Origin of the sequence: Qipengyuania gaetbuli (assembly GCF_020171365.1) — a bacterium.
In the GTDB taxonomy this organism is placed as follows: domain Bacteria; phylum Pseudomonadota; class Alphaproteobacteria; order Sphingomonadales; family Sphingomonadaceae; genus Qipengyuania; species Qipengyuania gaetbuli_B.
Window position 1 is genome coordinate 697,972 of the sequence record NZ_JAIUZO010000002.1, and the last position, 23,837, is coordinate 721,808.

Below are 23,837 nucleotides of genomic sequence, written 5' to 3' on the forward strand. Positions count from 1 at the left end.
CGCCCGGCTTAACAAAGCCTCGACATTGCGGCCTCGCGCCCTCGCAAATGAATGTCTGGGAAAATTAACCCTAAATTAGGGGTAGTCTGCGATTTCCTTCTGTCGAGAGGGCCGCACCTTCGCGGCTCGACGTGGCTACAGGCGCAATCAGGGGGACCAACCTTGCGTGTATTGGCATTGGCATCGCAGAAGGGCGGATCGGGCAAGACCACCCTATCCGGACATCTAGCCGTTCAGGCACAGCGAGCGGGCGCAGGCCCGGTCGTGCTGATCGACATCGACCCGCAAGGCTCGCTTGCCGACTGGTGGAACGAGCGCGAGGCGGAACTTCCCGCCTTCGCCCAGACCACGGTCGCCCGGCTCGCCAACGACCTGGCGGTCCTGCGCCAGCAGGGCTTCAAGCTCGCCGTCATCGATACGCCGCCGGCCATCACCATGGCCATCCAGTCGGTGATTTCGGTTGCCGAACTGATCGTCGTGCCGACCCGTCCCAGCCCGCACGATCTGCGCGCCGTCGGTGCCACCGTCGACCTGTGCGAACGCGCCGGCAAGCCGCTGATCTTCGTGGTCAACGCAGCCACGCCCAAGGCCAAGATCACCTCGGAAGCCGCCGTCGCGCTGTCGCAGCACGGCACGGTCGCCCCGATCACCCTGCACCACCGCACCGACTTCGCTGCCTCGATGATCGACGGCCGCACGGTCATGGAAGTGGATCCGGAAAGCCGTTCGGCTGCCGAGGTCACCGCGCTGTGGAAGTATATCGCGGACCGCCTCGAAAAGAATTTCCGCCGCACCGTGTTTGCCGCGCCGAACTCCCAGTCGGCCGTGCCCGGTGCCTATCGTCCCGCCGGTGGCTTCGGCCGTCGGGTCGCCCAGTAAGAGCACAAGAGGAAAGGCGGGGCTAGCCGGATGTCTGACGCCAATTTCGCATCGCTCTCTTCGACCCTGCTCGCACGCAAGGGCGGCGCCAAGCCTGCCATGCGTCCGCAGTCGACGATTGCCGGGCCAGTGGACGGAGCCGCAGCGGCGGCCAACCTCGAGGACCTTGGCTGGAACGATATGGGTGACGACGCGCCTGTTGCCGAAAGCAAGAGCGCACAAGTCGTCTCGATCGCACCGCTGGCCGCCAATGAAAGCGGCGGCCCGAACCAGGTACGCGCTTCGCTGGATCGCATTGCGAGCCAGCTGGAAAAGAAGCCGGAAGACAAACAGCCCGTCCAGCGCGCTTCCGCGCTGCGCCAGGGCAAGCGCGCGGCCTTCACGCTGCGCCTCGACCAGAAACGGCACCTCATGCTGCGCCTCGCCTGCACCGTTCGCGGTGCCAGCGCCCAGCAGCTGGTGACCGACGCACTCGACGGCCTCTTGGCCGAAATGCCGGAAATCGCCGCGCTCGCTGCCCAGGTGCAGCGGGACGGTCAGTGAGCACAACCAAGGACGTGGGATCGCCTTTAGGGGGTAAGCAATGACGCAGACCAGGAAACAAATCTTCGTCCGGCTGGCCGTTACCACGGCCCTGGCAACCACAGGCCTTGCAGGCTGCAGCGGCAAGGTCGCACCGACCGCGTCGCATTCGGCCGCCAAGGCCGAACTCGCGCTGCAGAAGGGCAAGGCCAGCAAGGCCGTCCAGCACGCCGAGGCGGCGGTTCTCGCCAGCCCGCGCGATGCCGGCGCCCGCACGCTGCTGGGCAATGCCTATCTCGAATCCGGTCGTTTCCAGTCCGCTGCGCAGAGCTTTGCCGATGCGGTCACACTGGGCGACAATGGCCCGCGCACTGTCGTCAGCCTCGCCCTCGCCCAGATCGGCGCGGGCGACCAGGCCGGCGCCATCGAAACGCTCGAGCGCTGGGAAGCCGCCATCGATCCGGCCGACTTCGGCCTCGCCATCGCGCTTGCCGGCCAGCCGGAACGCGGCGTCCATGTGCTGAGCAATGCCATTCGCGGCGGTGAAAACACCGCCAAGACCCGCCAGAACCTCGCCTATGCCTATGCGCTTTCGGGCCAGTGGCGCGCTTCGCGCCTGATGGTTGCCGAAGACGTGCCCGCCGACCAGGTCGGCGACCGCATGGCCGAATGGGGCGCGCTTGCCAGCCCGCAGATGTCGCGCGTTCGCGTCGCCCACCTGATGGGTGTCGGTATCGAAGCCGACCTGGGCCAGCCGGCCATCCTCGCGCTGTCGAACAATCCGAGCGTCGAAATGCTCGCCGCCGAAACCGCCACCGACGAAGTCGTCGTCGAGGACGAGGCCCCGGCCTTCGCTTTCGCCGGCGAACTGCCGCCGGTCGACGATGCCCCGGTCGCGCTCGACGATGCCGACGCCGGCCTAGCCGATGCCGGCCTGTCGGTCGCACAGCCGCGCAAGCAGTTCGTCGCCGCCGAAGTCGCGCAGCCGGTCCCGGCTCCGGCCCCGGCCAAGTCGCGTGTCGCCGATGCCGCTCCGGCACGCGCTGCCGCACCTGCCGCCGCGCCGAGCCTCTCTCTTGCCAAGGGCAATTACAACATCCAGCTCGGCTCGTATTTCTCGATGTCCGATGCGCAGGAAGGCTGGCGCAAGTTCCAGGACATGTATCCCCAGCTGAGCGACGCGCAGAAGGTCATCACCAAGGCCCGCGTGAACGGCAAGATCTACTACCGCGTGGCCGCTGCCGGCTTCGCCAGGGATTCTGCCCGCGGCCTGTGTTCCACGGTCAAGGGCAAGGGCGGCGGTTGCATCGCCTATGCCTCCGGAAATCCGCTTCCCGGTCATCTCGGGGATGCGGCAATAAGGGTCGCAGCGCGCTAAGACGCGTAGCCATAATCCAAGACTGAAAGCCCCTGCCGGAGCGATCCGGGAGGGGCTTTTTCTTGGTCAGCCGCCGATTGCGACGCCGCCCTTCCACAAGGCCGTGACGCGGCCCTGGGTCGGCTGACCGTCGAAGGGCGTGTTGCCCGCGGTCGCAGCCATCTTCGCGCTCTGGATGACCCACGGGCGGTCGGGGTCGACGATGGCGATATCCGCCTCCAGCCCGGCTTCGAGGCGGCCAGCCTCGACGTCCAGCAGCTGAGCGGGCTTGCCTGAGACCAGTTCGAACGCGCGGCCAAGGTCGATTACATCGTCCAGCACCAGTGACAGGACCATGGCGAGCAGCGTCTCCGCCCCCGCCATGCCCGGTTCGGCATCGGCGAAGGGCAGGCGCTTGTCCTCGGGGCCGCGCGGGTCGTGGCCGCTTGAAATCACGTCGATCGTGCCGTCCGCAATGGCTGCGCGCACCGCCTGCCGGTCAGCCTCGCCGCGGAGCGGGGGCGACAGGCGGGCAAAGGTGCGGAAGTCGACCGTCGCGAGGTCCGACAGCATGAAATGCGCAGGCGTGACCCCGGCGGTGACTGCCTGCCCTTGCGCCTTCGCGCGGCGGACGAGGTCGAGCCCTGCGGCGGTCGTCACCTGGCGGAAATGCAGGCGCGCGCCGGCCATCTCTGCAAGGGCGAGGTCGCGCGCGATGGCGATCGCTTCGGCTTCGGCGGGTGCACTCGGCAGGCCGCGGCGGGTGGCGTATTCGCCTGCCGTTGCGACCGCGCTACCGACCAGCGCTGCATCCTCGGCATGGGTGACCACCGTCATGTCGAGCATGGCAGCATACTGGAGCAGGCGCAGCATCGCGCCCGAATCCGCAATCCAGCTGCGCCCCGTTGCAACGCCGCGGGCACCGGCCTCGCGCATGAGGGCGATCTCGGCGATTTCTCGGCCTTCCAGCCCGCGCGTGGCGGCTGCCAGCGGGTGGACCCAGAGGTCTGGCTTGCCGCTCTTGGCGATGTAGGAAACGCGGCTAGGCAAGTCGAGCGCAGGCGACTGGTCCGGCATCAGCGCAGCACGCGTGATCCCGCCGAAATGGAAGGCGGGCTTGTCGATGGCGAAAACGCCGAGGTCGATAAGTCCGGGGGCAACGAGACCGCCCCGCGCATCGACAATCTCGTCGCCATCCTCTGCCGCCACATCGCCGAGAGCGGCGATCCGGCCATCGACCATGCGCAGCACGCCTTCGCGCACGCCTGCCGGCGTTACCAGCCGGCCGCCGGTAATGGTTATCGGGCGGGTCTGCTTCATGCCGCTTCTCCCCAGCCCTCGACCCCTCGCGAGCGGCGGGTCAGCACGTCGAGGCAGGCCATGCGGATGGCGACACCCATTTCCACCTGCCGCGTGATGATCGAGCGATCGATCATGTCGGCAACGTCGCTGTCGATCTCCACGCCGCGGTTCATCGGACCGGGATGCATCACGAGCGCGTCCTTGCCGGCCTTTTCGAGCCGCGCTGCGGTGAGGCCGTAAAGGTGGTGGTATTCGCGGGCCGAGGGAATGAACTGCCCGCTCATCCGTTCGGTCTGGAGCCGCAGCATCATGACCACGTCCGCCCCGTCGAGCGCGGCGTCGAAATCGTGGTAAACCTCGGCCCCCATCGCCTCGATACCCGAGGGCATCAGCGCCGGCGGGGCACAGAGCCGCACCGTCGCGCCGAGCGCCTGCAGGCACAGCAGGTTCGACCGCGCCACGCGGCTGTGCAGGATATCGCCGCAAATGGTGATGGTCAGGCCGGTGAAATCGTCCGCCGCAGCACCGCGTTCGCGCAGCGAATGGCGAAGCGCCAGCGCATCGAGCAGCGCCTGCGTCGGGTGTTCGTGCTGGCCGTCGCCCGCGTTCAGCACGGGACAGTCGACCTTGTCCGCGATCAGCCCGGTCGCCCCGCTCGACCCGTGGCGGATCACGATCGCATCGGCGCGCATGGCATTGAGCGTGATCGCCGTGTCGATCAGCGTCTCGCCCTTCTTCACGCTGGAGGTGGCCGCGTGCATGTTGACCACGTCTGCGCCCAGCCGCTTGCCGGCGATCTCGAAGCTCAGCAGCGTGCGCGTGCTGTTTTCGAAGAAGGCATTGATGATCGTCAGCCCGGCCAGCGTATCGGTATGCTTGTTGCGCTGGCGGTTGAGAGCGACCCATTGTTCCGCCTCGTCGAGGAGGAAGAGGATCTCGTGCCGCTCCAGCTGGCCGATGCCGAGCAGGTCGCGATGCGGAAAGGCCCGCACGCCCGCAGGATAACGGGCGGCGTGAGGCGGTGTTTGCGAAGCTGTCATTAAAGCCACGCCCTTAGTCGAGTGCTATCGCACCCTCAAGCACATTCGGGTGGCATATCCCGCAGCGCTTGCCTAAACCGGTGGGGACACAAGTTTCAGGGGTGAGTTTCCGATGCGATTTGCAGGCAAGGTCTGGCGGCTGCTGGTTGGGATCAAGGATGGGCTGGTCCTCCTGTTCATGCTGCTGTTCTTCGGATTGCTCTTCGCCATCCTCACCACCCGCCCCAGCCCGGCCGAAGTGCGCGAAGGCGCTCTGGTGCTCGAACTCGACGGCGTCATCGTCGAGGAAGCGAGCCGGATCGATCCGCTGCAGGCCCTGCTGGCCGGCGAGGCACCGACCGGCGAATTCCAGGCCCGCGACGTCGTGCGCGCGCTGGATGCGGCAGCTGGCGACGAGCGGATCGATGCCGTCGTGCTCGATCTCGACCGCTTCATGGGCGCAGGCCAGGTCCACCTGCAGGACATCGGCGAAGCAATGGACCGCGTGCGCGCGGCGGAAAAGCCGGTGCTGACCTATGCCACCGCCTATGCTGACGACTCCATCTTCCTTGCCGCCCACGCGAGCGAAGTGTGGCTCAACCCGCTGGGCGGCGCGATCGTCGCCGGACCGGGTGGAAACCGCCTCTATTTCAAGGGCCTGCTCGACAAGCTGCAGGTCAACGCCCGCGTCTACAAGGTCGGCACCTACAAGAGCGCGGTCGAACCTTACACCGAAACCGGCATGTCCGAACCCGCGCGTGAAAACGCCCGCGCCCTGTACGGCGCGCTGTGGGAAGAATGGCAGGCCAATGTGAAGAAGGCCCGCCCCGCAGCGGACCTCGACCTTGTCACCAAGACGCCTGCCGAATGGGTCGAAGCGGCACAGGGCGACCTGTCGAAGGCCGCGCTCGATGCAGGACTCGTCGACCAGCTCGGCAGCCGTGACCAGTTCAATGCGCGCCTTGTCGAACTGGTCGGCAAGGATAAGTGGAGCAAGCTGCCCAACGCCTTCCCCTCGACCGATTACGACGCCTGGCTCGCCGACAATCCGGCGAAGACGGACGGCAAGCCGATCGGCGTGGTCACCATCGCGGGCGAGATCGTTGACGGCAAGGCCGGCCCCGGCACCGCCGGCGGCACGCGCATCGCCGAACTTCTCGACGAAGCGCTGGAACGCGACTTCGCCGGCCTCGTGGTCCGCGTGGATTCGCCGGGCGGTTCCGTCCTCGCGAGCGAGGAAATCCGCGAGGCGATCATGCGCCACAAGGCGCGCGGCATCCCCGTTGCCGTCTCCATGGCCAATGTCGCGGCCAGCGGCGGTTACTGGGTTTCGACGCCCGCCGACCGCATTTTCGCCGAACCCGACACCATCACCGGTTCCATCGGCATCTTCGCCGTCCTGCCGACCTTCGAGGGCACGGCGCAGAGCATCGGCGTGAACAGCGACGGCGTGCAGACCGGCCCGCTGTCCGGCCAGCCCGACCTCGTGGCTGGCCTGACGCCGGAAGTGGACCGCATCCTGCAGGCCTCGATCGAGGACGGCTATCGCGACTTCCTTACCCGCGTGTCCGAAGCGCGCGGCATGACCATCGAGGAAGCCGACCGCGTCGGCCAGGGCCGCGTCTGGGACGGCGGCGCCGCCCGCCAGCTCAAGCTGGTGGACGAATACGGCGGCATGGAAGAAGCGCTCGCCTGGGTCGCCGCGCAGGCCGAACTCGAAGATGGCAAGTGGCACGCCACCTATCTCGGCAACCCGCCGAGCGCGCGCGATACGCTGCTGCGCCAGATCCTCGACAGCGAGGGCGATGCCGAAGGCCGCGATGTCTTCGCTCTCTTCGCCCGGCAGGAAGCACGCACGCTGTCCTCCATCGCCAGCGAGGCAAGCCGCCTGCTGTCGGTCCAGGGTGCGCAGGCCTACTGCCTCGCATGCCCGCAGGCAGAGGCGGTGAAGGCATCGCCGCCAGCCCCCAAGGGCTGGTTCGCGCGGCTGGTTTCGCTCTTCGCCGACTGACCGGCCATCGCGCTTGCAAAGGCGCGATTCGCCGCGTAAAGGCGCGCCCCTGTCCCGTGTCGGACCGGCTTTTCGGCGACACGCAGGGCGGGCGCGTAGCTCAGTGGTAGAGCACACCCTTCACACGGGTGGGGTCGCAAGTTCAATCCTTGCCGCGCCCACCATTTTCCCGACCTGAAACACTCTCCGGGCAAGTCCCCGACCGGCCGCCTTTGCGCGCCTGTGCGGGCCCGAACTTGCTTTTCGCCGCGTCCGGCCTACCATCTTCGCAAGGGATCGCAGGACCTTGAGGCGGAACACCGCCCGCTTACGCGGAGGGGGACATGGGGGCGATCTCGACAAGGCTGTCGCGCATACCGGCAACGGTATGGCTGATCCTGACACTGTTCACGATCATACTGTTCTACGTCGGCATCAGGACCGGCGGGTTCAACATGCCGCTGGAGAGGATACCGTGGAGCATCCTCGTCCCGTCGACCGCCGCGATCTGCTTTGCGCATTCGCTGCTGATGCTCGGCTGGCACAGGGCCCTCACCCTGTTCGCCATGGCCGTGTCGATTTCCTTCCTGTTCGAATATGTCGGTGAAAGCACCGGCCTGATCTTCGGCCCTTATTTCTATACCGACGTGCTGGGCGACAAGGCCTTCGGGCGCATCCCGTACCTGATCCCCCTGGCGTGGTACATGATGTTCTACCCCAGCTACGTCATCACCAATTTGCTGGCGGAAGGCGGGCCGATTTCGCGCCGAGAGGGCTTCGTTCCGGTCGTCTGGCTGTCGATCCTGAGCGCGCTGGTGATGACCGCGTGGGACCTTACCATGGATCCAGTGATGAGCTTCAACGACTGCGCCGACACAACCAAGCTGTGCGTCGACAATCTCAACGAGGCCAATGTCGGCCACCCCGCCTGGATCTGGGAAAAACCGGGGCCGCATTTCGGCGTCCCGCTGGAAAACTTCCGCGGGTGGCTGATCGCCAGCTTCACCGTCTTCTTCACCTATCGCATGGTCGAACGCCGATTGCCCCTGCGCACCTTCGCCGGGATGGACGCGCGCATCATGGTGGTGATCCCGGTCGGCGTCTATTCGGCGATGGCGCTGGTCGACACCTGGCTCGGCTATCCCGAAATCGAAGACGTGCACCTTATCTCGCCCTTCGTGATGGGTATCCCCGCCTTCTTCGCCGCCTTCCACCTCTTCGCCAACCGGACCGACCTGCCCCTGCTTCCGGGCAAGGCGCCGCCTGACGATGGCTGGCACGAAAGCAGCAGGGAGACAGGCGCATGACCAAGACACGCGTAGCCATCCTCGGCGGCGGCCTGTCCGGCGTCGTCACCGCCTTCTACCTCAGCGCGCCCGAACAGCGCGGGAAGTACGACATCACCATCTACCAGCTCGGCTGGAGGCTCGGCGGCAAATGCGCCACGGGCCGCAACCAGGACCATGGCGACCGTGTCCAGGAACACGGGCTGCACGTCTTCATGGGCGCTTACCAGAACGCCTTCCGCATGGTGCAGGAAGCCTATGCCGAAGCGCGCAACCGGCCCTTCGAGAAATGGGAGGACGTCTTCACGCGGCAGGACTGGCTGACGCTGATGGACAAGGAAAACTCCTACGCCTCGCCATGGGTCATGAAAGTGCCGGTCATGCCCGGCACGCCCGGTATCGACCGCGCACCGGACCTGTGGGGCCGCATGGCGCAGGTGCTCGAATGGATCGAGAGCGAGCTGCTCGGCACGCATGGCAAGACCTTCTCCAGCCATCCGGACCTGTCGGCGCTGTCGTGGTGGCGGCGCATCCTGACCCGGCTGCTGCTGGGGGTGGAACATCTCGTCGCGCAGGCGGCCAGCGTGCTGGTCCGCGACGCGCTCGAACTGGTGCAGCTGCTGGTGGAAGACCCGCGCAAGCACGGCTCGCACCATCACGGCCTGCTCGCCGAACTGCTTGCCGGGCTGCGCAGCTGGATCCAGCGCCGCGCGCGGCCGCTGCTCGAAAAGGACGACGAGCTGCGCCACTTCTGGGTTTGCGCGGACCTTGGCCTGTCCAGCCTCATCGGCTCGCTGCGCGACGGGCTGCTGTTCGATCCCGAGGCCAACCTCGAACGGGTGAACCAGCTCGACTACCGCGAGTGGCTGCGCTCGCATGGGGCGGACGAGATATCGCTGCAGTCGGCGCTGATCCGAAGCCTTTACGACCTCATCTTCGCCTACCCGCAGGGCGACTGGACCGGGCCGGGCGAGGTGGAGGCGGGCACCATGGTGGTCTCGCTGATGAACACGGCGACCTACCAGGGCTCGATCATCTGGAAGTTCAACAGCGCGACGGGCGATGCGATCGTCCAGCCGATCTACGAAGTGCTGAAACAGCGCGGAGTGAAAGTGGAATTCTTCCACCGTGTCGACCGGCTCGTCCCCTCCGCCGACGGCAGCGAGATCGCCGCGGTCGAGATCGGGCGGCAGGTCGAACTGGCAGGTGAAACCTACCATCCGCTGCGCACGATCGAATTCGCCGACCGGCCTGCCATGCATGTCTGGCCGGACCGACCGCTCTACCGCCAGATCAAGGATGGCGAGAAACTGGAAGCATCGGGTGCCGATCTCGAATCGCACTGGACCGACTGGCAGGACCCCCTGCCCCCGCTGGTCCTGAAAAGCGGCGACGATTACGATGCGCTGGTCCTGGCGATCCCGCCGGCGGCCCACGCGACCATCTGCCGCGATCTCATCAGCCAGAAATCCGAATGGCGGCGGTTCAACACCACCATCCGCAGCACTGCCACGCAAAGCCTCCAGACATGGATGGACAAGACCGAGAAGGGGCTCGGCTGGGACAAGCCTTCGCTCGTCGGGGCCTACGACAAGGTCAATCTCAACACCTGGTGCGACATAAGCGAAGTACTGGCGACCGAAAGCTGGCCGAAGGAAACAGGCGTCTGCTCGGAACAGATTATGTGCGGTCCGCTACCCTGCAAGGACACCCTGCCACCAAGCAGCGACCACGAATACCCCGCCCGCCAGCAAGCCATCGTCGACCAGCTCGCAGATGATTTCCTCAATGGCGACGGGTCGTATTTCTGGCACCGCGAATTCGGTCCGGGAGGCCCGGACAAGGGCACTATCGTCAGCCGCTACAGCCGGGCGAACATCGATCCGAGCGAGCGTTATACGCTGGCGGTGCGCGGATCGACGCGGCACCGCATGACTGCCAGCGGTTCAACCTATTCTAACCTCTATCTGACCGGGGACTGGATCCAGAACGGGCAGAATCTCGGCTCCTTCGAGGCGACGACCATCTCGGGCATGCTTGCCAGCCATGCGATCTCGAAGTTCCCGACCGATATCAGGGGCGTGGACGCAGAAGCACTGACCCGCGCCGAATACCCGCAGAAGCCCGCCGACGGGCCGGGACTCTTCGTCAAGCACCACGGCATGTCGACCTTCCCGGGGACGATCACCCTTAACGATACGACGATGTGGGCCTTCCTGCTCGATGCGGACTACGACCTAATGGCAGGCTATTGCCGCCGGATGTTCGACGAGCCGAGCGGGGGTGCGGTGAGGGTCCGCCCGATGGGTTCCACCATGATGATGTCCATCGTCGACATCCACACCGGCCGCTTCGTCGACGAACCGCAGATGGGCTGGTCGCCCGAACGCGAGCTCACTTTCTGGATCCCGGCAGTCCGCGTCGAAGAGCGCGGCGGCAAGGAAGTGGCCACGCATTTCGACATGGTCATGCCCTATCTCGTGCTCGACAATCCGGTCGCCATCGCCTCGGGCCGCGAGATTTTCGGCTATGCCAAGCAGAAGGGCTGGATCATCCTGCCGGGCGACGAGGGCAACAAGGACGGCGCGCTTTCGGTCGACCTCTTCGCCACGAAGGCATTCGGCAAGGACGCACAGCAGGCGCGCCACCGGCTTCTTACCCTGTCGAGCCCCGCGGAAGAGGACAGCAGCATCCTCGGCAAAGTCGGCAATTTCGGCGAGGCGGCCAAGGCGCTGTTCCATCATCTGGGAACGCGCAAGGGCGGCTGGCACAACAGCCTCGGCCTGGACCTCGAAATCATCGGCGATGCGCTGCACCGGCGGGTCCCGCAGCTTTTCCTCAAGCAGTTCCGTGACGTTCACGACGGGAACCAGGCCTGTTACCAGGCCATCACCGAAGCGATGGGAGAGGTGACGAAATTCGACGCTTTCCCGAAGCTCGTCACATTCGACATGGCGCTCGATCACCTCGACAGCTCACCCGTCGCATCGGATTTCGGCATCGCGCCCCGCCAAAAGGTGCGCGGTGTGCGCATTGCTTACGACATGACGATCCTGCCCGGCAGGGTGCTTTGGGAAGGCTAGGGCGCGAGCTTGGAAATCGAGCCGGTATGCGGTTAGGGTGGAGCCGGCCTGTTACGGCAGGCAGACGGCGGAACGGGGGATAGGCTTGCACGACCTGTTCATATCGTACGGACGCGCTGACGAGCCGCTGGCCCGGCAATTCGCCGTCACGCTCGAACAGGAAGGCTTTGCCGTCTGGTGGGACGAGACCCTGCGGTCCGGGGACACCTATGACGAAGTGATCGAGGCAGCATTGCGCCAGGCCCCCGCAGTGGTCGTCCTGTGGTCGGCGACTTCCGTGCAATCACGCTGGGTCCGTTCCGAAGCCACGATCGGCGATCGCAACGGGGCGCTGGTGCCAGCCATGATCGCACCCTGCGAACGCCCGATCATGTTCGAACTGACCCAGACCGCCGATCTCACCGGATGGAGCGGGGACCGCGAGGATCCGCGCTGGCGCAGTTTCGTGGGCGATGTCCGGCTGGTGGTCGACCGGCGCAGGCAGCAGGCCGGCGCCGCCGCTACCTCCGCTCCGACGCAGGCCGTCCCTCCACCAGTCGCTCCGGCCCCGCCGCCACAGGCGCGCGAAGGCTCGCTTCCTTCGCTCGCGGTGCTGCCGTTCAAGAACCGCTCCGGCATCGAGGACGACGAGGTCTTCGCCATCGGCCTGGTGGAAGACATCATCGACGCCCTGTCGCAGGCGGCGGAACTGCGCGTCTTGTCCAGCAGCGCCATCGCACGGTTCCGGCAAGGCGAGATCGCCGATATCGAGGCGATGGCCCGCAGCCTGGGGGTGCGCTACATTCTCGAAGGCAATGTGCGCCGCCGCATGTCGATCCTGCGTGTGACCGCGCAGCTGCTCGATGCGAAAAGCGGCACGATCCTGTGGACCCAGAAGTTCGAACGCCCGCTCGACGAACTGGCCGAACTCGAAGAGGAACTCGTTACCGAGGTCGCCGCGCACCTCAATTCGCAGGTCAACCGGCTGGAGATGGAACGCGCGCTGAAGAAACCCGACAACCTCACGGCGTGGGAAATGGTGACGCGCGCCGTGGCGAATTACCGGCAGATAACCTCGGAAACGCTGATGCTGGCCTTGCAGGACGCACAGAAGGCTGTGGAAATCGCGCCCACCTACGGGCTTGCCCATGCCATGCTCGCCGATGCCAATGCGACCATCTACATGCACGCCGTGCCCGACGATCCCGATACCGTGGCGAAGATAAACGCGGAGATCGGGCAGGCGCTGGCACTGGATGCTGAAAACCCGCTGGTGCTCGCCCATGTTGCCGAAGCCTACAACTACATCGGCCAGCCGCGCGATGCGCTCATTTATGCCGAGCGCGCGCTCGAACGCAGCCCCAATTTCGGGCTCGCCCATTACAACGCCGGCATTGCCCATGCGCTGCTCGGCAACACCGCCGACGCGCTCGAGCAGTTCGAACTCGAGATTGCTGGCGCACCGGGGGCCCACACGCAGTTCGCCACCTATGTCTGGCGGGGAAGCGTACACCTGCGCGACGGAAACCATGGGCAGGCCCGCGAGGAATACAGTCACGCCCTCCAGCTCAATCACACCAGCGCAGCCGCCTATCTCGGCCTGTTCCTCGTCGACATGCTGGAAGGAAACGTAGAAGACGGCCGGGCGAACCTAGCCCGCATGCGCCAGCACGATCCGCATGTGACGCCTGAAACCCTGGAGCTGAGGCTGCGCCGCTGGTTCGGCATGATCGAACATTGCGACCGGCTTTGCGCCTGGGGGCATGAACATTGGGAGGAAGAGGGCGTGACGGAATAGATGGCCGAAATTCTCGATCTCAAGCCGCGGCTGACCCTGCGTTTCGGCGTCACCGGCCATCGCCCGCCGCGCCTGCCGAAGGACCGGTACGATGCGGTCCGCCACAATTGCGAAGAGATTTTCGAGCATAGCCGCGAGGCACTGGCGAGGATTTTCGCCAAGCACCGGGCCGTCTTTGCCGACGAGGAACCGCTGATCCGCCTGGTTTCCGCCATGGCCACGGGTGCCGACACGGTCGCAGCCGAGGCCGCGATAAAGCAGGGCCTGACGCTGTCGGCCTGCCTTCCCTTTGCGGCCGAGGATTACTCCCACGATTTCGCTCCCGAGGAATGGGTTCGCGCCAAGGCACTTATCGACGCCGCGGATTCGACGGTCGAACTGGTCGACCATCGCCCGAACGACACCGCGGCCTATGAATCCATCGGCCGCCTGATCATCGCCCAGTCCGATATCCTGATCGCTGTCTGGGACGGGGATGCCTCGCGCGGGCGCGGCGGGACGACGGAGGTCGTCGCGCAGGCGGTGGCAAGCCACATGCCAGTGATCCATGTCTGGCCGGACGAGATCCATCCCCCCCAGCTCCTGTGGAGCGGGCTGCACGATGAAATCCCCGACCGCCCGTCGATCGACGGTGTCGAACGGGTGGAGTTCAACAAGGCCCTACCCCATTTGCTCGAGGCGCTTTGCGCTCCGCCAGAAGGGTCCGAGGCAGCGCCCCTGTCGGTCTTCTACCAGCCCGCACCCTCGCGGCGGCAATTCAGCCTCGCGTGGCCGCTGCTGCTGCTGGCCTGCGGCACGAGGAGCCTTGCCAAGACCCGCCTTTCGATCCCGACAATCGAGGACATGCGCGCCTATTTCACGCCCATGGTGGCGCCCTTCCAGGATCTGGGCCTGTTCGGCGAACGCCTCAATAACGAGGTGTCCGACCGCTTCGCCCGTGCCGACATGGCCGCCAGCTATTTCGCACTGCGGTTCCGCAGCAGCTTCGTGACCAATTTCGCGCTGGCCGCCATTGCCGTGCTGCTCGCCCTCTCGGGCCTGTTCTGGCCGGAGGGCAAGGCCGTGCTGATCGCGGCAGAACTGCTCGTCATCCTCCTCATCATCTTCAACACGCGCAGCGCCCGCAAATCGGACTTCCACAAGATGTGGATCGACCGGCGGCACTTGGCCGAACGATTGCGCCTGCTAGCTGTCTCATCCACTCTCGGCCGGCTCGAATTGCGCGATGTGGAGGACGGCACGACCCATCCCGGCTGGGTGACCTGGTACGCCCGCGCCACCGCCCGCGAGCTGGAATTGCCACCGGGCCAGCTCGACAGCGCCTATCTCGAAAAGGTGCGCGAGATGGCGCTGGAGCTGATCCGCGACCAGATCGGCTATCACGAGAACAACGCTCACATGATGGAGCATACCAATCACCGGCTCCACCGGTTCGGTGACGGGCTGTTCGCCGGGACGATCCTGTTCTGCGCGGTCTTCCTGTCGACGATCGTGCTGCCCGGCAAGACCGGCTATCTCTTCGGCATCAGCCTGACAGCGGTGACGACCTTCGCCACGGCCTTCTTCCCCGTGCTGGCGGCGGCCCTTTACGGTATCCGCATGCAAGGGGACTTTGCCGCCACGGCAGAGCGTTCGGCGGCCATCGCCAAGCGGCTACGCAAATTGCAGGCATCGATGATGCGCGACGATCTCGGCTACAACCGGCTGGTCGACCGGCTGCGGCGGCTGAGCGACATCATGCTGTCGGACGTTCACCAGTGGCAGCAGCAATACGAGACGCGGCCGATCAGCCTTCCCGGTTAGGCCAAAGAAAAAGGCCGCCCCGAGCGGAGCGGCCTTCGATTTCCAAAGTGGCGCCGAGAGTCAGGCGGCCTTTGCGCGGCTCTTTTTCGCAGCCTTGGTAGGCTTGGCCGGAACTTCCGGTGCCTGCGGCTGCGCTGCCTTTTTCTCGGTCAGCTTCTTCGCCAGGTAGCCACCGGCACCCAGCGCGATCATCGCCGGCAGGCTCATCCTGCGCAGCGCAGTCGCTGCAATGACGCCGAGCGCAGCGCCGCCGGCACCGCCGATGCCCACACTGGTCTGTTTAGCAATTTTGTCGCCCACAAAGGCGCCGATTACCTTGCCGATCATGTGCAAATCTCCTTTGCCCCATCAACGGTCAGGAGCAGCCCGTGTTCCTGAAACCTACTTGCCGACGCCGCTGGCGAGGAGCGCATTGGCCGCGGTGGCGATTTCAGCCGCATCGGGGTCCCCGTCGCGCGCCCAGATGGCATAGCGCAGGCCGAGAAACACGTTCATGCCCATCAATGCCCAGGCTTCCACCTCACCGAGACCGGACCGCATGGCACCCGCTGCCCGGCCGGCGTCCAAACGGTCGGCGATACGTTCGGCGATCGTCTCGTAGTGATTGCGGTAGCTGGCGGGATCGACGAATTCCGCTTCGTCGATGATGCGGTAAATTTCCTTGTGCTCGGCCGCGAAGCGCAGGAACCCCTCGAGCGCCGCGCGCTCCACCGCTAGCGGGGCTGTCTCGGTGCCGATGGCATCGCGCGCCGCGGTCTTCACCGCCTCGCTCATGTCGACGACCAGCGCCCGGAAGATTGCGTCCTTGCTGTCGAAATAGGTGTAGAACGAGCCGAGCGCCACGCCCGCGCGGCGCGTGATCGAACTGATCGAGGCCTCGTGGAAACCCCGCTCGCCGAATTCCTTCGCTGCCGCATCCAGCAGCTTGCGCTGGGTGCGTCGCCCACGGTCGGTGCGCGGTATCTTGGGCTTTTCCGCCGTTTCGATGCTCATCCCATGGCCTCCCCGGACACGTGGCTAGACCCTTGCCACCAAGGTATGCAAGATAAAACTTGAAAGGTGGTTCAGTTTTCAATATTCAACCCTCAAGAGAGATATCGAGGGAGGGAATTTCGATGCGTTTCCATACGTCGCGCCTTGCGGGTGCTTTGCTTGTCGGCACTGCCGCAATCGCCTTCGCAGCGCCTGCTGCAGCGCAGTCGCAGCAGGACACCGTAGCCTCGCAGGATGCGGAAGACGAAGTCATCGTCGTGACCGCCCGCCGCCGCGAGGAACGCCTGATCGACGTGCCGGTCGCGGTTTCCGCCTTCTCGGGCGAAGCGCTGGAAGAACGCGGCGCGCTCGACATCACCGACATTGCACAGTCCGTTCCCAACGTAACGCTCGAAGCCAGCCGCGCGACCAACTCGACACTGTCGGCCTTCATTCGCGGTATCGGCCAGCAGGACCCTGTCTCGGGCTTTGAGCAGGGCGTCGGTATCTATCTCGACGACATCTACCTCAACCGCCCGCAGGCCGCGGTCCTCGACATCTATGATGTGGAGCGGATCGAAGTGCTGCGCGGCCCGCAGGGTACGCTCTATGGCCGCAACACGATCGGCGGCGCAGTCAAGTATGTGACCAAGCGCCTGCCGCTCGAACCCTCGTTCAAGGCGCGTGCCACCTACGGCACCTACGACCAGGCCGAAGGCGTGGTGACTGCCTCGCTCCCGATGGGCGACCTTGTGCGGGTGGGCGGTTCGGTCGCGCGCCTGTCGCGTGGCGGTTTCGGCGAAAACCTGACCACCGGCCTCGAAAACTACAACAAGGACATCTGGGCCGGCCGCCTCAGCCTCGAAGTGGGCGGCTATGACGAGCCTGGCTTCATCCGCGTCCAGGGGGATTACACCAAGGACAAGTCGAACCCGCGCGGTGGCCACCGCCTGATCCCGGGCCTCGCCTCGGGTGCGCCGGTGCTCGACAACGTGTTCGACACGCGCGGCGCGCTCAACGATCCGGAACAGGAAGTCGAAAGCTACGGCGTCTCCATGCACGCCGAAATGGAGCTGTCCGAGGCACTGACGATCCGTTCGATCTCGGCTTTCCGCAAGGACGACAGCTACACGCCGATCGATTTCGACGCGCTTCCCGCCGTCGATCTGGACGTGCCGGGCGCCTATCTCAACGAGCAGCTGAGCCAGGAATTCCAGCTGCTTTACGATAATGGCGGCGCACTGACCGGCCTGCTCGGCTTCTACTATCTCGATGCCAAGGCCGACACGCTGTTCGACGTGCGCATCTTCACCACCTTCCCCGGCCTCACCGCTTTCACGCGTGCCGATGTCGACACCGAAACCTATGCGGTCTTCGGCGACTTCACCTTCGACCTCAGCGAACAGCTGAGCCTGTCGGTCGGCGGCCGCTATACCTGGGACGAGAGGAGCGCCAGCATCCTGCGCCAGAACTACCTTGGCGGCGGTTCGCCGATCTTCGGCGGTGCGGGCGTGCCCTTCGGCGGTCCCTCGACCAATTTCGACGGCAGCCGCGAATTCAAGAAGTTCACTCCGCGCGCATCGATCAGCTTCATGCCGACGCCGGACCACAACATTTACGCCAGCTATTCCAAGGGCTTCAAGGGCGGCGGCTTCGACCCGCGCGGCGTTGGTGCGAACGCGCCTGCGGCCACTCCCGGCGCGCCGACCGACGAGGAAGTCGCGGCCTTCCTCAGCTTCGCCCCGGAACAGGTCGACAGCTACGAAGTCGGCTACAAGGGCGACCTCGGCATGCTGAGCATTGCTGCTGCCGCCTTCTACGCCGATTACACCGACGTCCAGATCCCGGGTTCGGTCGCCTGCACCGTGGCCGGCCTGCCGTCCTTCTGCGGCGTCGTCTCGAACGCGGGCAAGGCCACTTTCAAGGGCCTCGAACTGGAAGCGACCGCGCGGTTCGGCGGCGGGTTCAACCTGTCGGGCTCGCTCGGCTACATCGATGCGCAGTATGACGAATACATCACCAATATCGGCAACACGCCGACCGATGTGGCGGATTTCCGCGTCGTCCAGAACACGCCCGACTTCACCGGCAGCCTGACCGCCAGCTACGACACCGACCTTGGTGGCGGCGATCTCTATCTCGGCGCCTCGGTCTCCTATCGCAGCAAGACCACGCAGTTCGAGATCCCGAACCCCTATATCGACCAGGACGGCTACGCGCTCGTCGATGCCAGCATCAAGTGGACTGCCCCGGGCGGCAACTGGAGCCTTGGCCTCTACGGCAAGAACCTGCTCGACAAGGAATATAAGACCAGCGGCTACACCTTCGTGGCGGTCAACCCGACCACCGGCGCGATCGTGAACGGTGCGAACGGCTTCCCCGTCCCGACGCTCGGGCCGGAAGGTACGCTCACGGCGTTCTACGGCAACCCGCGCCAGGTCTTTGCAACCCTCACCTTCGAATACTGATCGAAGGAGGCTCGGAAAAGGGCGGTGGCCGCGCGACCCGGCCGCCGCCCTTTTTGCTGCGCGGCAACCATTGCCACACTCGGCCCGGCCATAGGCTCGACGCGATAAGCGAGCATGCCAGGTGCTCCCACCCCATTCCCACTGGCAATGTGCGGGGAGAGGCGGCATAGCGCGCGCCATGCACGATATCGCCTTCATTCGCAGCCATCCCGCCGAGTTCGATGCCGCCATGACGCGGCGCGGCGGCGAAGCCGTTTCCGAGCGCATCATCGCTCTCGATGCCAGGCGCCGCGAGGCGACCACCCGCGTACAGGAAGCGCAGAGCCGCCGTAACGATGCGTCCAAGGCGATCGGCCAGGCCATGGGCCAGGGCGACAAGGACAAGGCCGAAGCGCTGAAGGCCGAAGTGGCCGAGATCAAGGCGTCGATGCCCGAGTGGGAAGAGGCCGAGCGCGCGGCGACCGCCGAATTGACGGACCTCCTCGCCCGACTGCCCAACATTCCTGCCGCCGACGTTCCCGAAGGTGCTGACGAGAACGACAATGTCGAAGTCCACCAGTGGGGCGAAAAGCGCAGCTTCGATTTCGAGCCGAAGGAACACGCCGACCTCGGCCCTGCCCTCGGCATGGATTTCGAGACCGGTGCTGCACTCTCGGGGGCCCGCTTCACTTTCCTGCGCGGCGACATGGCGCGCCTCCACCGCGCGCTCGCCCAGTTCATGCTCGACAAGCAGACGCGCGAAAACGGCTATACCGAATGCAACCCGCCGGTACTGGTAAATGACGATGCCATGTACGGCACCGACAAGCTGCCCAAATTCGCCGAAGACAGCTTCAGGACCACCGACGGGCGCTGGCTTATTCCCACCTCGGAAGTCAGCCTGACCGCCTCGGTCGCAGGCAAGATCTTGCCCGACCTGTCCCGGCCCATCCGCATAACCGCCCACACGCTGTGTTTCCGCAGCGAGGCTGGCGCGGCAGGACGGGATACGCGCGGGTTTATCCGCCAACACCAGTTCGAGAAGGTCGAACTGGTCAGCGTCTGCCGTCCCGAAGACAGCGAGGCCGAGCACGAGCGCATGACGAAGTGCGCCGAGGGCATCCTCGAGGCGCTGAACCTGCCCTATCGCCGCGTGCTGCTGTGCGTGGGCGACATGGGCTTCGGCGCGCGCAAGACCTACGACCTCGAAGTCTGGCTGCCCGGCCAGGGCGCATGGCGCGAAATCTCGTCCTGCTCGAACACGGGCGAATTCCAGGCGCGCCGCATGAACGCGCGCTATCGCCCCGAAGGCGAGAAGAAGACCGTGTTTGTCCACACGCTCAACGGGTCGGGCCTAGCCGTCGGCCGCACGCTGGTCGCGGTGATGGAGAACTACCAGAACGCCGACGGCAGCGTCACCGTACCCGAGGTGCTTGCCCCTTACATGGGCGGCGTGACCCGGCTGGAGCCTGTAGCGTGAGGATCCTCCTCACCAATGACGACGGCATCCGCGCCCGCGGCCTTGAAGTGCTCGAAGGCATCGCGCGCCAGTTTTCCGACGACATCTGGATCTGCGCACCGGACGAGGAACAGTCCGGCATGGGCCATGCGCTCACCCTCACCCGCCCGGTGCGCCTGCGTAAGCACGGCGAGCGGCGCTTTTCCGTTACCGGAACGCCGACAGATTCGGTCACGATGGGACTGCGCAAAGTGATGGACGGCCCGCCCGACCTGATCCTGTCGGGCGTCAACCGCGGCGCCAACCTCGGCGATGACATCACCTATTCGGGCACCGTTTCGGCCGCCATCGAAGGCGCGCTGGCCGGCATCCGCTCGATCGCATTGAGCCAGGTCTATGCCCGCGAAGGCATCGGCGAGGCCGTGCAGTTCGATGCGGCCATCGAATGGGGCGCACGCGTCGTGAAACCCCTGCTCGACACCCCGCTGCCCAAGCGCACGCTCATCAACGTCAACTTCCCGGCCCGTCCTGCCGGCGAGGTGCGTGGCATCCGCGTAACCCGGCAGGGCTTCCACGACTATTCGCGCGGCACTGTCGTCGAAGGGCGCGACCCGCGCGGCTTCGACTACTTCTGGTTCGGCCTCGAACCGATCGAGCACACGCTCGACCATGGCACCGATCTGGAAGCCGTCGAGGAAGGCTTCGTTTCGGTCACGCCGCTCCATCTCGACCTGACCCATCACGCCTCGCTCGGCGCGCTGGGCGAGCGTTACGAAGGCTAAGGCATTGACCCGGCGGCCCGTGATGCGCAGGGATGGCGGCCAATGAGCGAGAGGAAACAGCCAACCGCGGGCGGCGGAGACGTAAAGCGCATGCGCGGTCCGCGATTCCAGCCGCTGCGACGTGCCGTGAGGATACCCGTCTGGGGTGATCTCGGCATCCGCCTAGGCCTCGCTCTCCTGCTGATAACCGCCGTGATCATGATCCACTGGTGGGATCGCGAAGGGCTGGTCGACAATCTCGATGGCGATGTGAGCTTCCTCGACGTCGTCTATTTCACCATGATTTCCATCACCACCACCGGCTTCGGCGATATCGCGCCCATTTCGGACCGCGCAAGGCTGGTGGAAGCGGTCATCGTGACCCCCGTCCGTTTCGCCGTGCTGTTCATCTTCGTGGGCACGGCATACAATTTCATCATCAAGCGCAGCTGGGAGAAATGGCGCATGGCCCGCATCCAGGAGCAATTGTCGAACCACATCGTGGTACTCGGCTATGGCATCTCCGGCTCCGAAGCAGTTGGCGAACTGATCGAGCGGGGGACCGACCCTTCGTGCATCGTGGTTATCGACCCGAGCGAGGAGCGGCTCGCCGATGCAGAGGCGCTGGGCTGCAACGTCATGGCGGCCGATGCCACCCGCGATACCACGCTCAAGGCCGTGCGCATCAACGAGGCGCAGAACGTGCTGGTCTCGGCAGGACGCGACGACACCTCGATCCTGATCGTGCTGACCGTGCGCGCGCTGGCGCCGAACGTGCCGATCAGCGTAGTCGTGCGCGCCGACGACAACGAGCCGCTTGCCCGCCAGGCCGGCGCGAACAACGTCATCAACCCCGTGCGTTTCACCGGCCTGCTGCTCGCCGGCTCGGCCAAGGGCGAACACATCGCCGAATATCTCGCCGACCTCGCCTCGGTCTCCGGCCGCGTCCAGCTGGTCGAGCGCGAGATCACGGAAGAGGAATGCGGCTGCGCCATCGGCGAACTGAAGACCGGCGGGCGCGGCCTGCGTGTCTATCGTGACGGGCGTGCCATCGGTTTCTGGGAAGAGGAGTGCCAGAAGCTGCAGAAGGGCGACATCATCGTCGAGATCATCGCTACGCCCAATGGCGAGACGCGCGGTGACGGCCATATCCGCGACGACCGCATCCGCGAGGACGAGGACGCCTGATCAGTCGAGGAGCCAGAAGGTTCCCCCGATCGCCAGGTAGGCGGCCAGCCAGTAGACCCAATCGTACAAGGCTTCGCGCAGGGGCTGTTCGCGGCGGACTGCCGTGATGACCAGCGCAGGTCCGATGAAGGTCAGCGCGAGGCCGCCCGCCATCATGAAATAGAGCCACGGCTTCGCTTGCAGCGTTTCGACTCCGACGCGGGCCAGCATGTGGCCGACCATGGTCGCGCTCGCGAGCAGCAGTATGGCTGCCAGCAGATGCAATGCAGGCTTCGCGCCGGGCATCGCCTTGCGGCCATAAAACGCCACGCCCAGCAAGGCGGCAACCGCCCAGCCTGCGCCCACTGCGATCCAGTTTACGGGTCCCATTCGTCCCTCCTAGCGCCGGATGCCGGCTTGGTGTAGAGGGCCGCGCAATCATGAATACCGTAACCACCTCGATACCCGACCAGAAGAAGGTCGGCATGGTCTCCCTCGGCTGCCCCAAGGCACTCGTGGACAGCGAACGCATCCTCACCCGGCTGCGCGCCGACGGCTATGCGATGAGCCCCGATTATGCCGGCGCGGATGTCGTGCTGGTCAACACCTGCGGCTTCCTCGATTCGGCCAAGGAAGAGAGTCTCCAGGCCATCGGCGAGGCGATTGCCGAAAACGGCCGCGTGATCGTGACGGGCTGCATGGGCGAGGAAGCGGACGTGATCCGCGCAGCCCATCCCAGCGTTCTCGCGATAACCGGTGCCCACCAGTACGAACAGGTGGTGGAGGCCGTGCACGAACATGCCCCGCCCAGCCAGGGACCGTTCGTCGACCTGATCCCCCAGCCCGACGTCAAGCTGACCCCGCGCCATTACAGCTACCTGAAGATTTCGGAGGGCTGCAATCACTCCTGCGCCTTCTGCATTATCCCGGACCTGCGCGGAAGACTCGCCAGCCGGCGGGTCGATGCCGTGCTGCGCGAAGCGGAAAAGCTGGTCGCTGCCGGCACGAAGGAACTGCTGGTCATCAGCCAGGACACTTCGGCCTACGGGGTCGACATCCGGCACGAAGAGCGCGACTGGAAGGGCCATCCCGTCCGCGCGCACATGACCGATCTCGCGCGTGAACTGGGCCAGCTCGATATCGGCGGCGGCACACCGCCGTGGGTGCGCCTGCACTACGTCTATCCCTATCCGCATGTCGATGCGGTCATCCCGCTCATGGCGGAGGGCCTGCTGACTCCCTATCTCGACATCCCGTTCCAGCACGCCAGCCCGTCCGTCCTGCGCGCCATGAAGCGCCCTGCGAACGAGGCAAAGGTGCTCGAGCGCCTGAAATCCTGGCGCACCATTTGCCCGGACATCGCCATCCGCTCCAGCTTCGTAGTCGGCTTCCCCGGCGAAACGGAAGAAGACTTCCAGTATCTGCTGAACTGGCTGGAAGAGGCCCAGCTCGACCGTGTCGGTGCGTTCCGCTTCGAGCCTGTCGAAGGTGCGCAGGCGAACGCGCTGCCCAACCCGGTACCAGAAGAGGTCAAGGAAGAACGCTATGCCCGCGTCATGGACCTGACCGCGCGTATCAGCGCGAAAAAGCTGGCCGCCAAGGTCGGCAGGACGCTGAGCGTGATTATCGACGAAGTGGGCGAGCCGGACGAGGACGGCGATATCGGAGCCACCGGACGCAGCCAGGCCGATGCGCCTGAAATCGACGGCGCAGTCTATTTGCGCAATGTTCGATCCGGCCTGTCACAGGGCGATATCGTGCAAGTTTATGTCGAAGATTCCGACGAGCACGATCTTTTCGGCGTAGTCGCCTAATCTGGACCTCTCGGAAACGGCGCAATGTTAACGTTTCGTCCGGCAAGGCGATCGGCTGAATTGCGCCGGAAAACAGCGCGTTCACGGGTCTTGGCGAAGGGCAGGGTAAACCAATCGGGCCGGTTTCGTTAAGTCTAGCCCATTAAGTCGAATTAACCATCGCATCCCGCAGTTTTGCACGGCCACCGGGGGAAAGATC

Annotated in this window: 18 protein-coding genes and 1 tRNA gene; 14 read left to right on the top strand and 5 right to left on the bottom strand. The window is 65.3% G+C overall.

Translation table 11 applies throughout. From position 1 onward, the window contains the following. Nucleotides 1-162 precede the first annotated feature (162 nt). Genes LCL94_RS04035 through LCL94_RS04045 form a run of 3 tightly spaced genes read left to right on the top strand, consistent with a single transcriptional unit; the run spans nucleotide 163 to nucleotide 2,779 of the window. Nucleotides 163-879, top strand: coding sequence for a ParA family protein (locus LCL94_RS04035; RefSeq protein ID WP_160608081.1), 717 nt, complete (start codon nucleotides 163-165; stop codon nucleotides 877-879). 30 nt (nucleotides 880-909) lie between these two features. Next, entirely contained in the window at nucleotides 910-1,422 is a 513-nt protein-coding gene (locus LCL94_RS04040) for a hypothetical protein (RefSeq protein ID WP_160608083.1), read from the top strand. Between the two features lie 40 nt (nucleotides 1,423-1,462). After that, nucleotides 1,463-2,779 carry an SPOR domain-containing protein gene (locus LCL94_RS04045; protein ID WP_224831083.1) on the top strand — a complete coding sequence of 439 codons (1,317 nt, stop codon included), beginning with the start codon at nucleotides 1,463-1,465 and terminating at the stop codon, nucleotides 2,777-2,779. 66 nt (nucleotides 2,780-2,845) lie between these two features. Here the strand turns inward: LCL94_RS04045 and LCL94_RS04050 are convergent, their stop codons facing one another. Together LCL94_RS04050 and LCL94_RS04055 are read right to left on the bottom strand one after the other, a co-directional pair. Then, on the bottom strand, nucleotides 2,846-4,078 hold the full coding sequence (locus tag LCL94_RS04050; RefSeq protein ID WP_224831084.1) for a dihydroorotase: 1,233 nt from the start codon (nucleotides 4,076-4,078) through the stop codon (nucleotides 2,846-2,848). Further along, nucleotides 4,075-5,100, bottom strand: a complete 1,026-nt coding sequence (locus LCL94_RS04055) for an aspartate carbamoyltransferase catalytic subunit (protein ID WP_224831085.1) — start codon at nucleotides 5,098-5,100, stop codon at nucleotides 4,075-4,077. The genes LCL94_RS04050 and LCL94_RS04055 overlap by 4 nt, the downstream gene beginning before the upstream one ends. Nucleotides 5,101-5,212: 112 nt before the next feature. Between LCL94_RS04055 and sppA the strand changes: the two genes are divergently transcribed. The 6 genes from sppA to LCL94_RS04085 all read left to right on the top strand — a co-directional run bounded on the left by sppA (nucleotide 5,213) and on the right by LCL94_RS04085 (nucleotide 15,018). Then, a complete protein-coding gene (sppA, locus tag LCL94_RS04060) occupies nucleotides 5,213-7,090 on the top strand; it encodes a signal peptide peptidase SppA (protein ID WP_224831086.1) in 1,878 nt (625 codons plus the stop codon). A gap of 89 nt (nucleotides 7,091-7,179) precedes the next feature. Then, a tRNA-Val gene (locus LCL94_RS04065) sits at nucleotides 7,180-7,254 on the top strand. Nucleotides 7,255-7,413: 159 nt separating this feature from the next. Then, nucleotides 7,414-8,376: a carotenoid biosynthesis protein gene (locus LCL94_RS04070; RefSeq protein ID WP_224831087.1), complete on the top strand. Its 963-nt coding sequence runs from the start codon at nucleotides 7,414-7,416 to the stop codon at nucleotides 8,374-8,376. After that, the gene (locus LCL94_RS04075; protein WP_224831088.1) at nucleotides 8,373-11,438 is read left to right on the top strand and encodes an NAD(P)-binding protein; all 3,066 of its coding nucleotides are present in this window, start codon (nucleotides 8,373-8,375) and stop codon (nucleotides 11,436-11,438) included. The genes LCL94_RS04070 and LCL94_RS04075 overlap by 4 nt, the downstream gene beginning before the upstream one ends. 85 nt (nucleotides 11,439-11,523) lie before the next feature. Next, nucleotides 11,524-13,215 (top strand): TIR domain-containing protein, encoded by a 1,692-nt coding sequence (locus LCL94_RS04080; RefSeq protein WP_224831089.1) that lies wholly within the window; start codon nucleotides 11,524-11,526, stop codon nucleotides 13,213-13,215. Beyond that, nucleotides 13,216-15,018: a hypothetical protein gene (locus LCL94_RS04085; protein WP_224831090.1), complete on the top strand. Its 1,803-nt coding sequence runs from the start codon at nucleotides 13,216-13,218 to the stop codon at nucleotides 15,016-15,018. Between the two features lie 60 nt (nucleotides 15,019-15,078). Here LCL94_RS04085 and LCL94_RS04090 read toward each other — a convergent pair whose 3' ends face one another. Then, complete coding sequence (locus LCL94_RS04090; protein ID WP_224831091.1) at nucleotides 15,079-15,345, bottom strand: hypothetical protein; 267 nt, start codon at nucleotides 15,343-15,345, stop codon at nucleotides 15,079-15,081. Nucleotides 15,346-15,399: 54 nt separating this feature from the next. Next, nucleotides 15,400-16,011: a TetR/AcrR family transcriptional regulator gene (locus LCL94_RS04095; RefSeq protein ID WP_224831092.1), complete on the bottom strand. Its 612-nt coding sequence runs from the start codon at nucleotides 16,009-16,011 to the stop codon at nucleotides 15,400-15,402. 122 nt (nucleotides 16,012-16,133) lie between these two features. Between LCL94_RS04095 and LCL94_RS04100 the strand changes: the two genes are divergently transcribed. The 4 genes from LCL94_RS04100 to LCL94_RS04115 all read left to right on the top strand — a co-directional run bounded on the left by LCL94_RS04100 (nucleotide 16,134) and on the right by LCL94_RS04115 (nucleotide 21,845). Then, on the top strand, nucleotides 16,134-18,458 hold the full coding sequence (locus LCL94_RS04100) for a TonB-dependent receptor (RefSeq protein ID WP_224831093.1): 2,325 nt from the start codon (nucleotides 16,134-16,136) through the stop codon (nucleotides 18,456-18,458). Nucleotides 18,459-18,636: 178 nt separating this feature from the next. Beyond that, a complete protein-coding gene (serS, locus tag LCL94_RS04105) occupies nucleotides 18,637-19,917 on the top strand; it encodes a serine--tRNA ligase (RefSeq protein ID WP_224831094.1) in 1,281 nt (426 codons plus the stop codon). Further along, nucleotides 19,914-20,678, top strand: a complete 765-nt coding sequence (gene surE / locus LCL94_RS04110; protein WP_224831095.1) for a 5'/3'-nucleotidase SurE — start codon at nucleotides 19,914-19,916, stop codon at nucleotides 20,676-20,678. The genes serS and surE overlap by 4 nt, the downstream gene beginning before the upstream one ends. A 90-nt stretch (nucleotides 20,679-20,768) precedes the next feature. Then, nucleotides 20,769-21,845, top strand: a complete 1,077-nt coding sequence (locus LCL94_RS04115) for a potassium channel family protein (protein WP_160609154.1) — start codon at nucleotides 20,769-20,771, stop codon at nucleotides 21,843-21,845. Here LCL94_RS04115 and LCL94_RS04120 read toward each other — a convergent pair whose 3' ends face one another. Beyond that, complete coding sequence (locus LCL94_RS04120; protein WP_224831096.1) at nucleotides 21,846-22,214, bottom strand: DUF1761 family protein; 369 nt, start codon at nucleotides 22,212-22,214, stop codon at nucleotides 21,846-21,848. A 50-nt stretch (nucleotides 22,215-22,264) separates the two neighbouring features. On the opposite strand from LCL94_RS04120, the gene rimO reads away from it, so the two are divergent. Then, nucleotides 22,265-23,638 (top strand): 30S ribosomal protein S12 methylthiotransferase RimO, encoded by a 1,374-nt coding sequence (gene rimO / locus LCL94_RS04125; RefSeq protein ID WP_224831097.1) that lies wholly within the window; start codon nucleotides 22,265-22,267, stop codon nucleotides 23,636-23,638. Nucleotides 23,639-23,837 lie beyond the last annotated feature (199 nt).

What these genes read in the sequence shown, in the direction of transcription:
- LCL94_RS04045 (WP_224831083.1), top strand. Translation starts at nt 1,463, where the DNA reads ATGACGCAGACCAGGAAACAAATCTTCGTCCGGCTGGCCGTTACCACG.
- LCL94_RS04075 (WP_224831088.1), top strand. Translation starts at nt 8,373, where the DNA reads ATGACCAAGACACGCGTAGCCATCCTCGGCGGCGGCCTGTCCGGCGTC.
- rimO (WP_224831097.1), top strand. Translation starts at nt 22,265, where the DNA reads ATGAATACCGTAACCACCTCGATACCCGACCAGAAGAAGGTCGGCATG.
- LCL94_RS04115 (WP_160609154.1), top strand. Translation starts at nt 20,769, where the DNA reads ATGCGCGGTCCGCGATTCCAGCCGCTGCGACGTGCCGTGAGGATACCC.
- serS (WP_224831094.1), top strand. Translation starts at nt 18,637, where the DNA reads ATGCACGATATCGCCTTCATTCGCAGCCATCCCGCCGAGTTCGATGCC.
- sppA (WP_224831086.1), top strand. Translation starts at nt 5,213, where the DNA reads ATGCGATTTGCAGGCAAGGTCTGGCGGCTGCTGGTTGGGATCAAGGAT.
- LCL94_RS04050 (WP_224831084.1), bottom strand. Translation starts at nt 4,078, where the DNA reads ATGAAGCAGACCCGCCCGATAACCATTACCGGCGGCCGGCTGGTAACG.
- LCL94_RS04120 (WP_224831096.1), bottom strand. Translation starts at nt 22,214, where the DNA reads ATGGGACCCGTAAACTGGATCGCAGTGGGCGCAGGCTGGGCGGTTGCC.
- LCL94_RS04040 (WP_160608083.1), top strand. Translation starts at nt 910, where the DNA reads ATGTCTGACGCCAATTTCGCATCGCTCTCTTCGACCCTGCTCGCACGC.
- LCL94_RS04090 (WP_224831091.1), bottom strand. Translation starts at nt 15,345, where the DNA reads ATGATCGGCAAGGTAATCGGCGCCTTTGTGGGCGACAAAATTGCTAAA.
- LCL94_RS04055 (WP_224831085.1), bottom strand. Translation starts at nt 5,100, where the DNA reads ATGACAGCTTCGCAAACACCGCCTCACGCCGCCCGTTATCCTGCGGGC.
- LCL94_RS04100 (WP_224831093.1), top strand. Translation starts at nt 16,134, where the DNA reads ATGCGTTTCCATACGTCGCGCCTTGCGGGTGCTTTGCTTGTCGGCACT.
- LCL94_RS04070 (WP_224831087.1), top strand. Translation starts at nt 7,414, where the DNA reads ATGGGGGCGATCTCGACAAGGCTGTCGCGCATACCGGCAACGGTATGG.
- LCL94_RS04095 (WP_224831092.1), bottom strand. Translation starts at nt 16,011, where the DNA reads ATGAGCATCGAAACGGCGGAAAAGCCCAAGATACCGCGCACCGACCGT.
- LCL94_RS04085 (WP_224831090.1), top strand. Translation starts at nt 13,216, where the DNA reads ATGGCCGAAATTCTCGATCTCAAGCCGCGGCTGACCCTGCGTTTCGGC.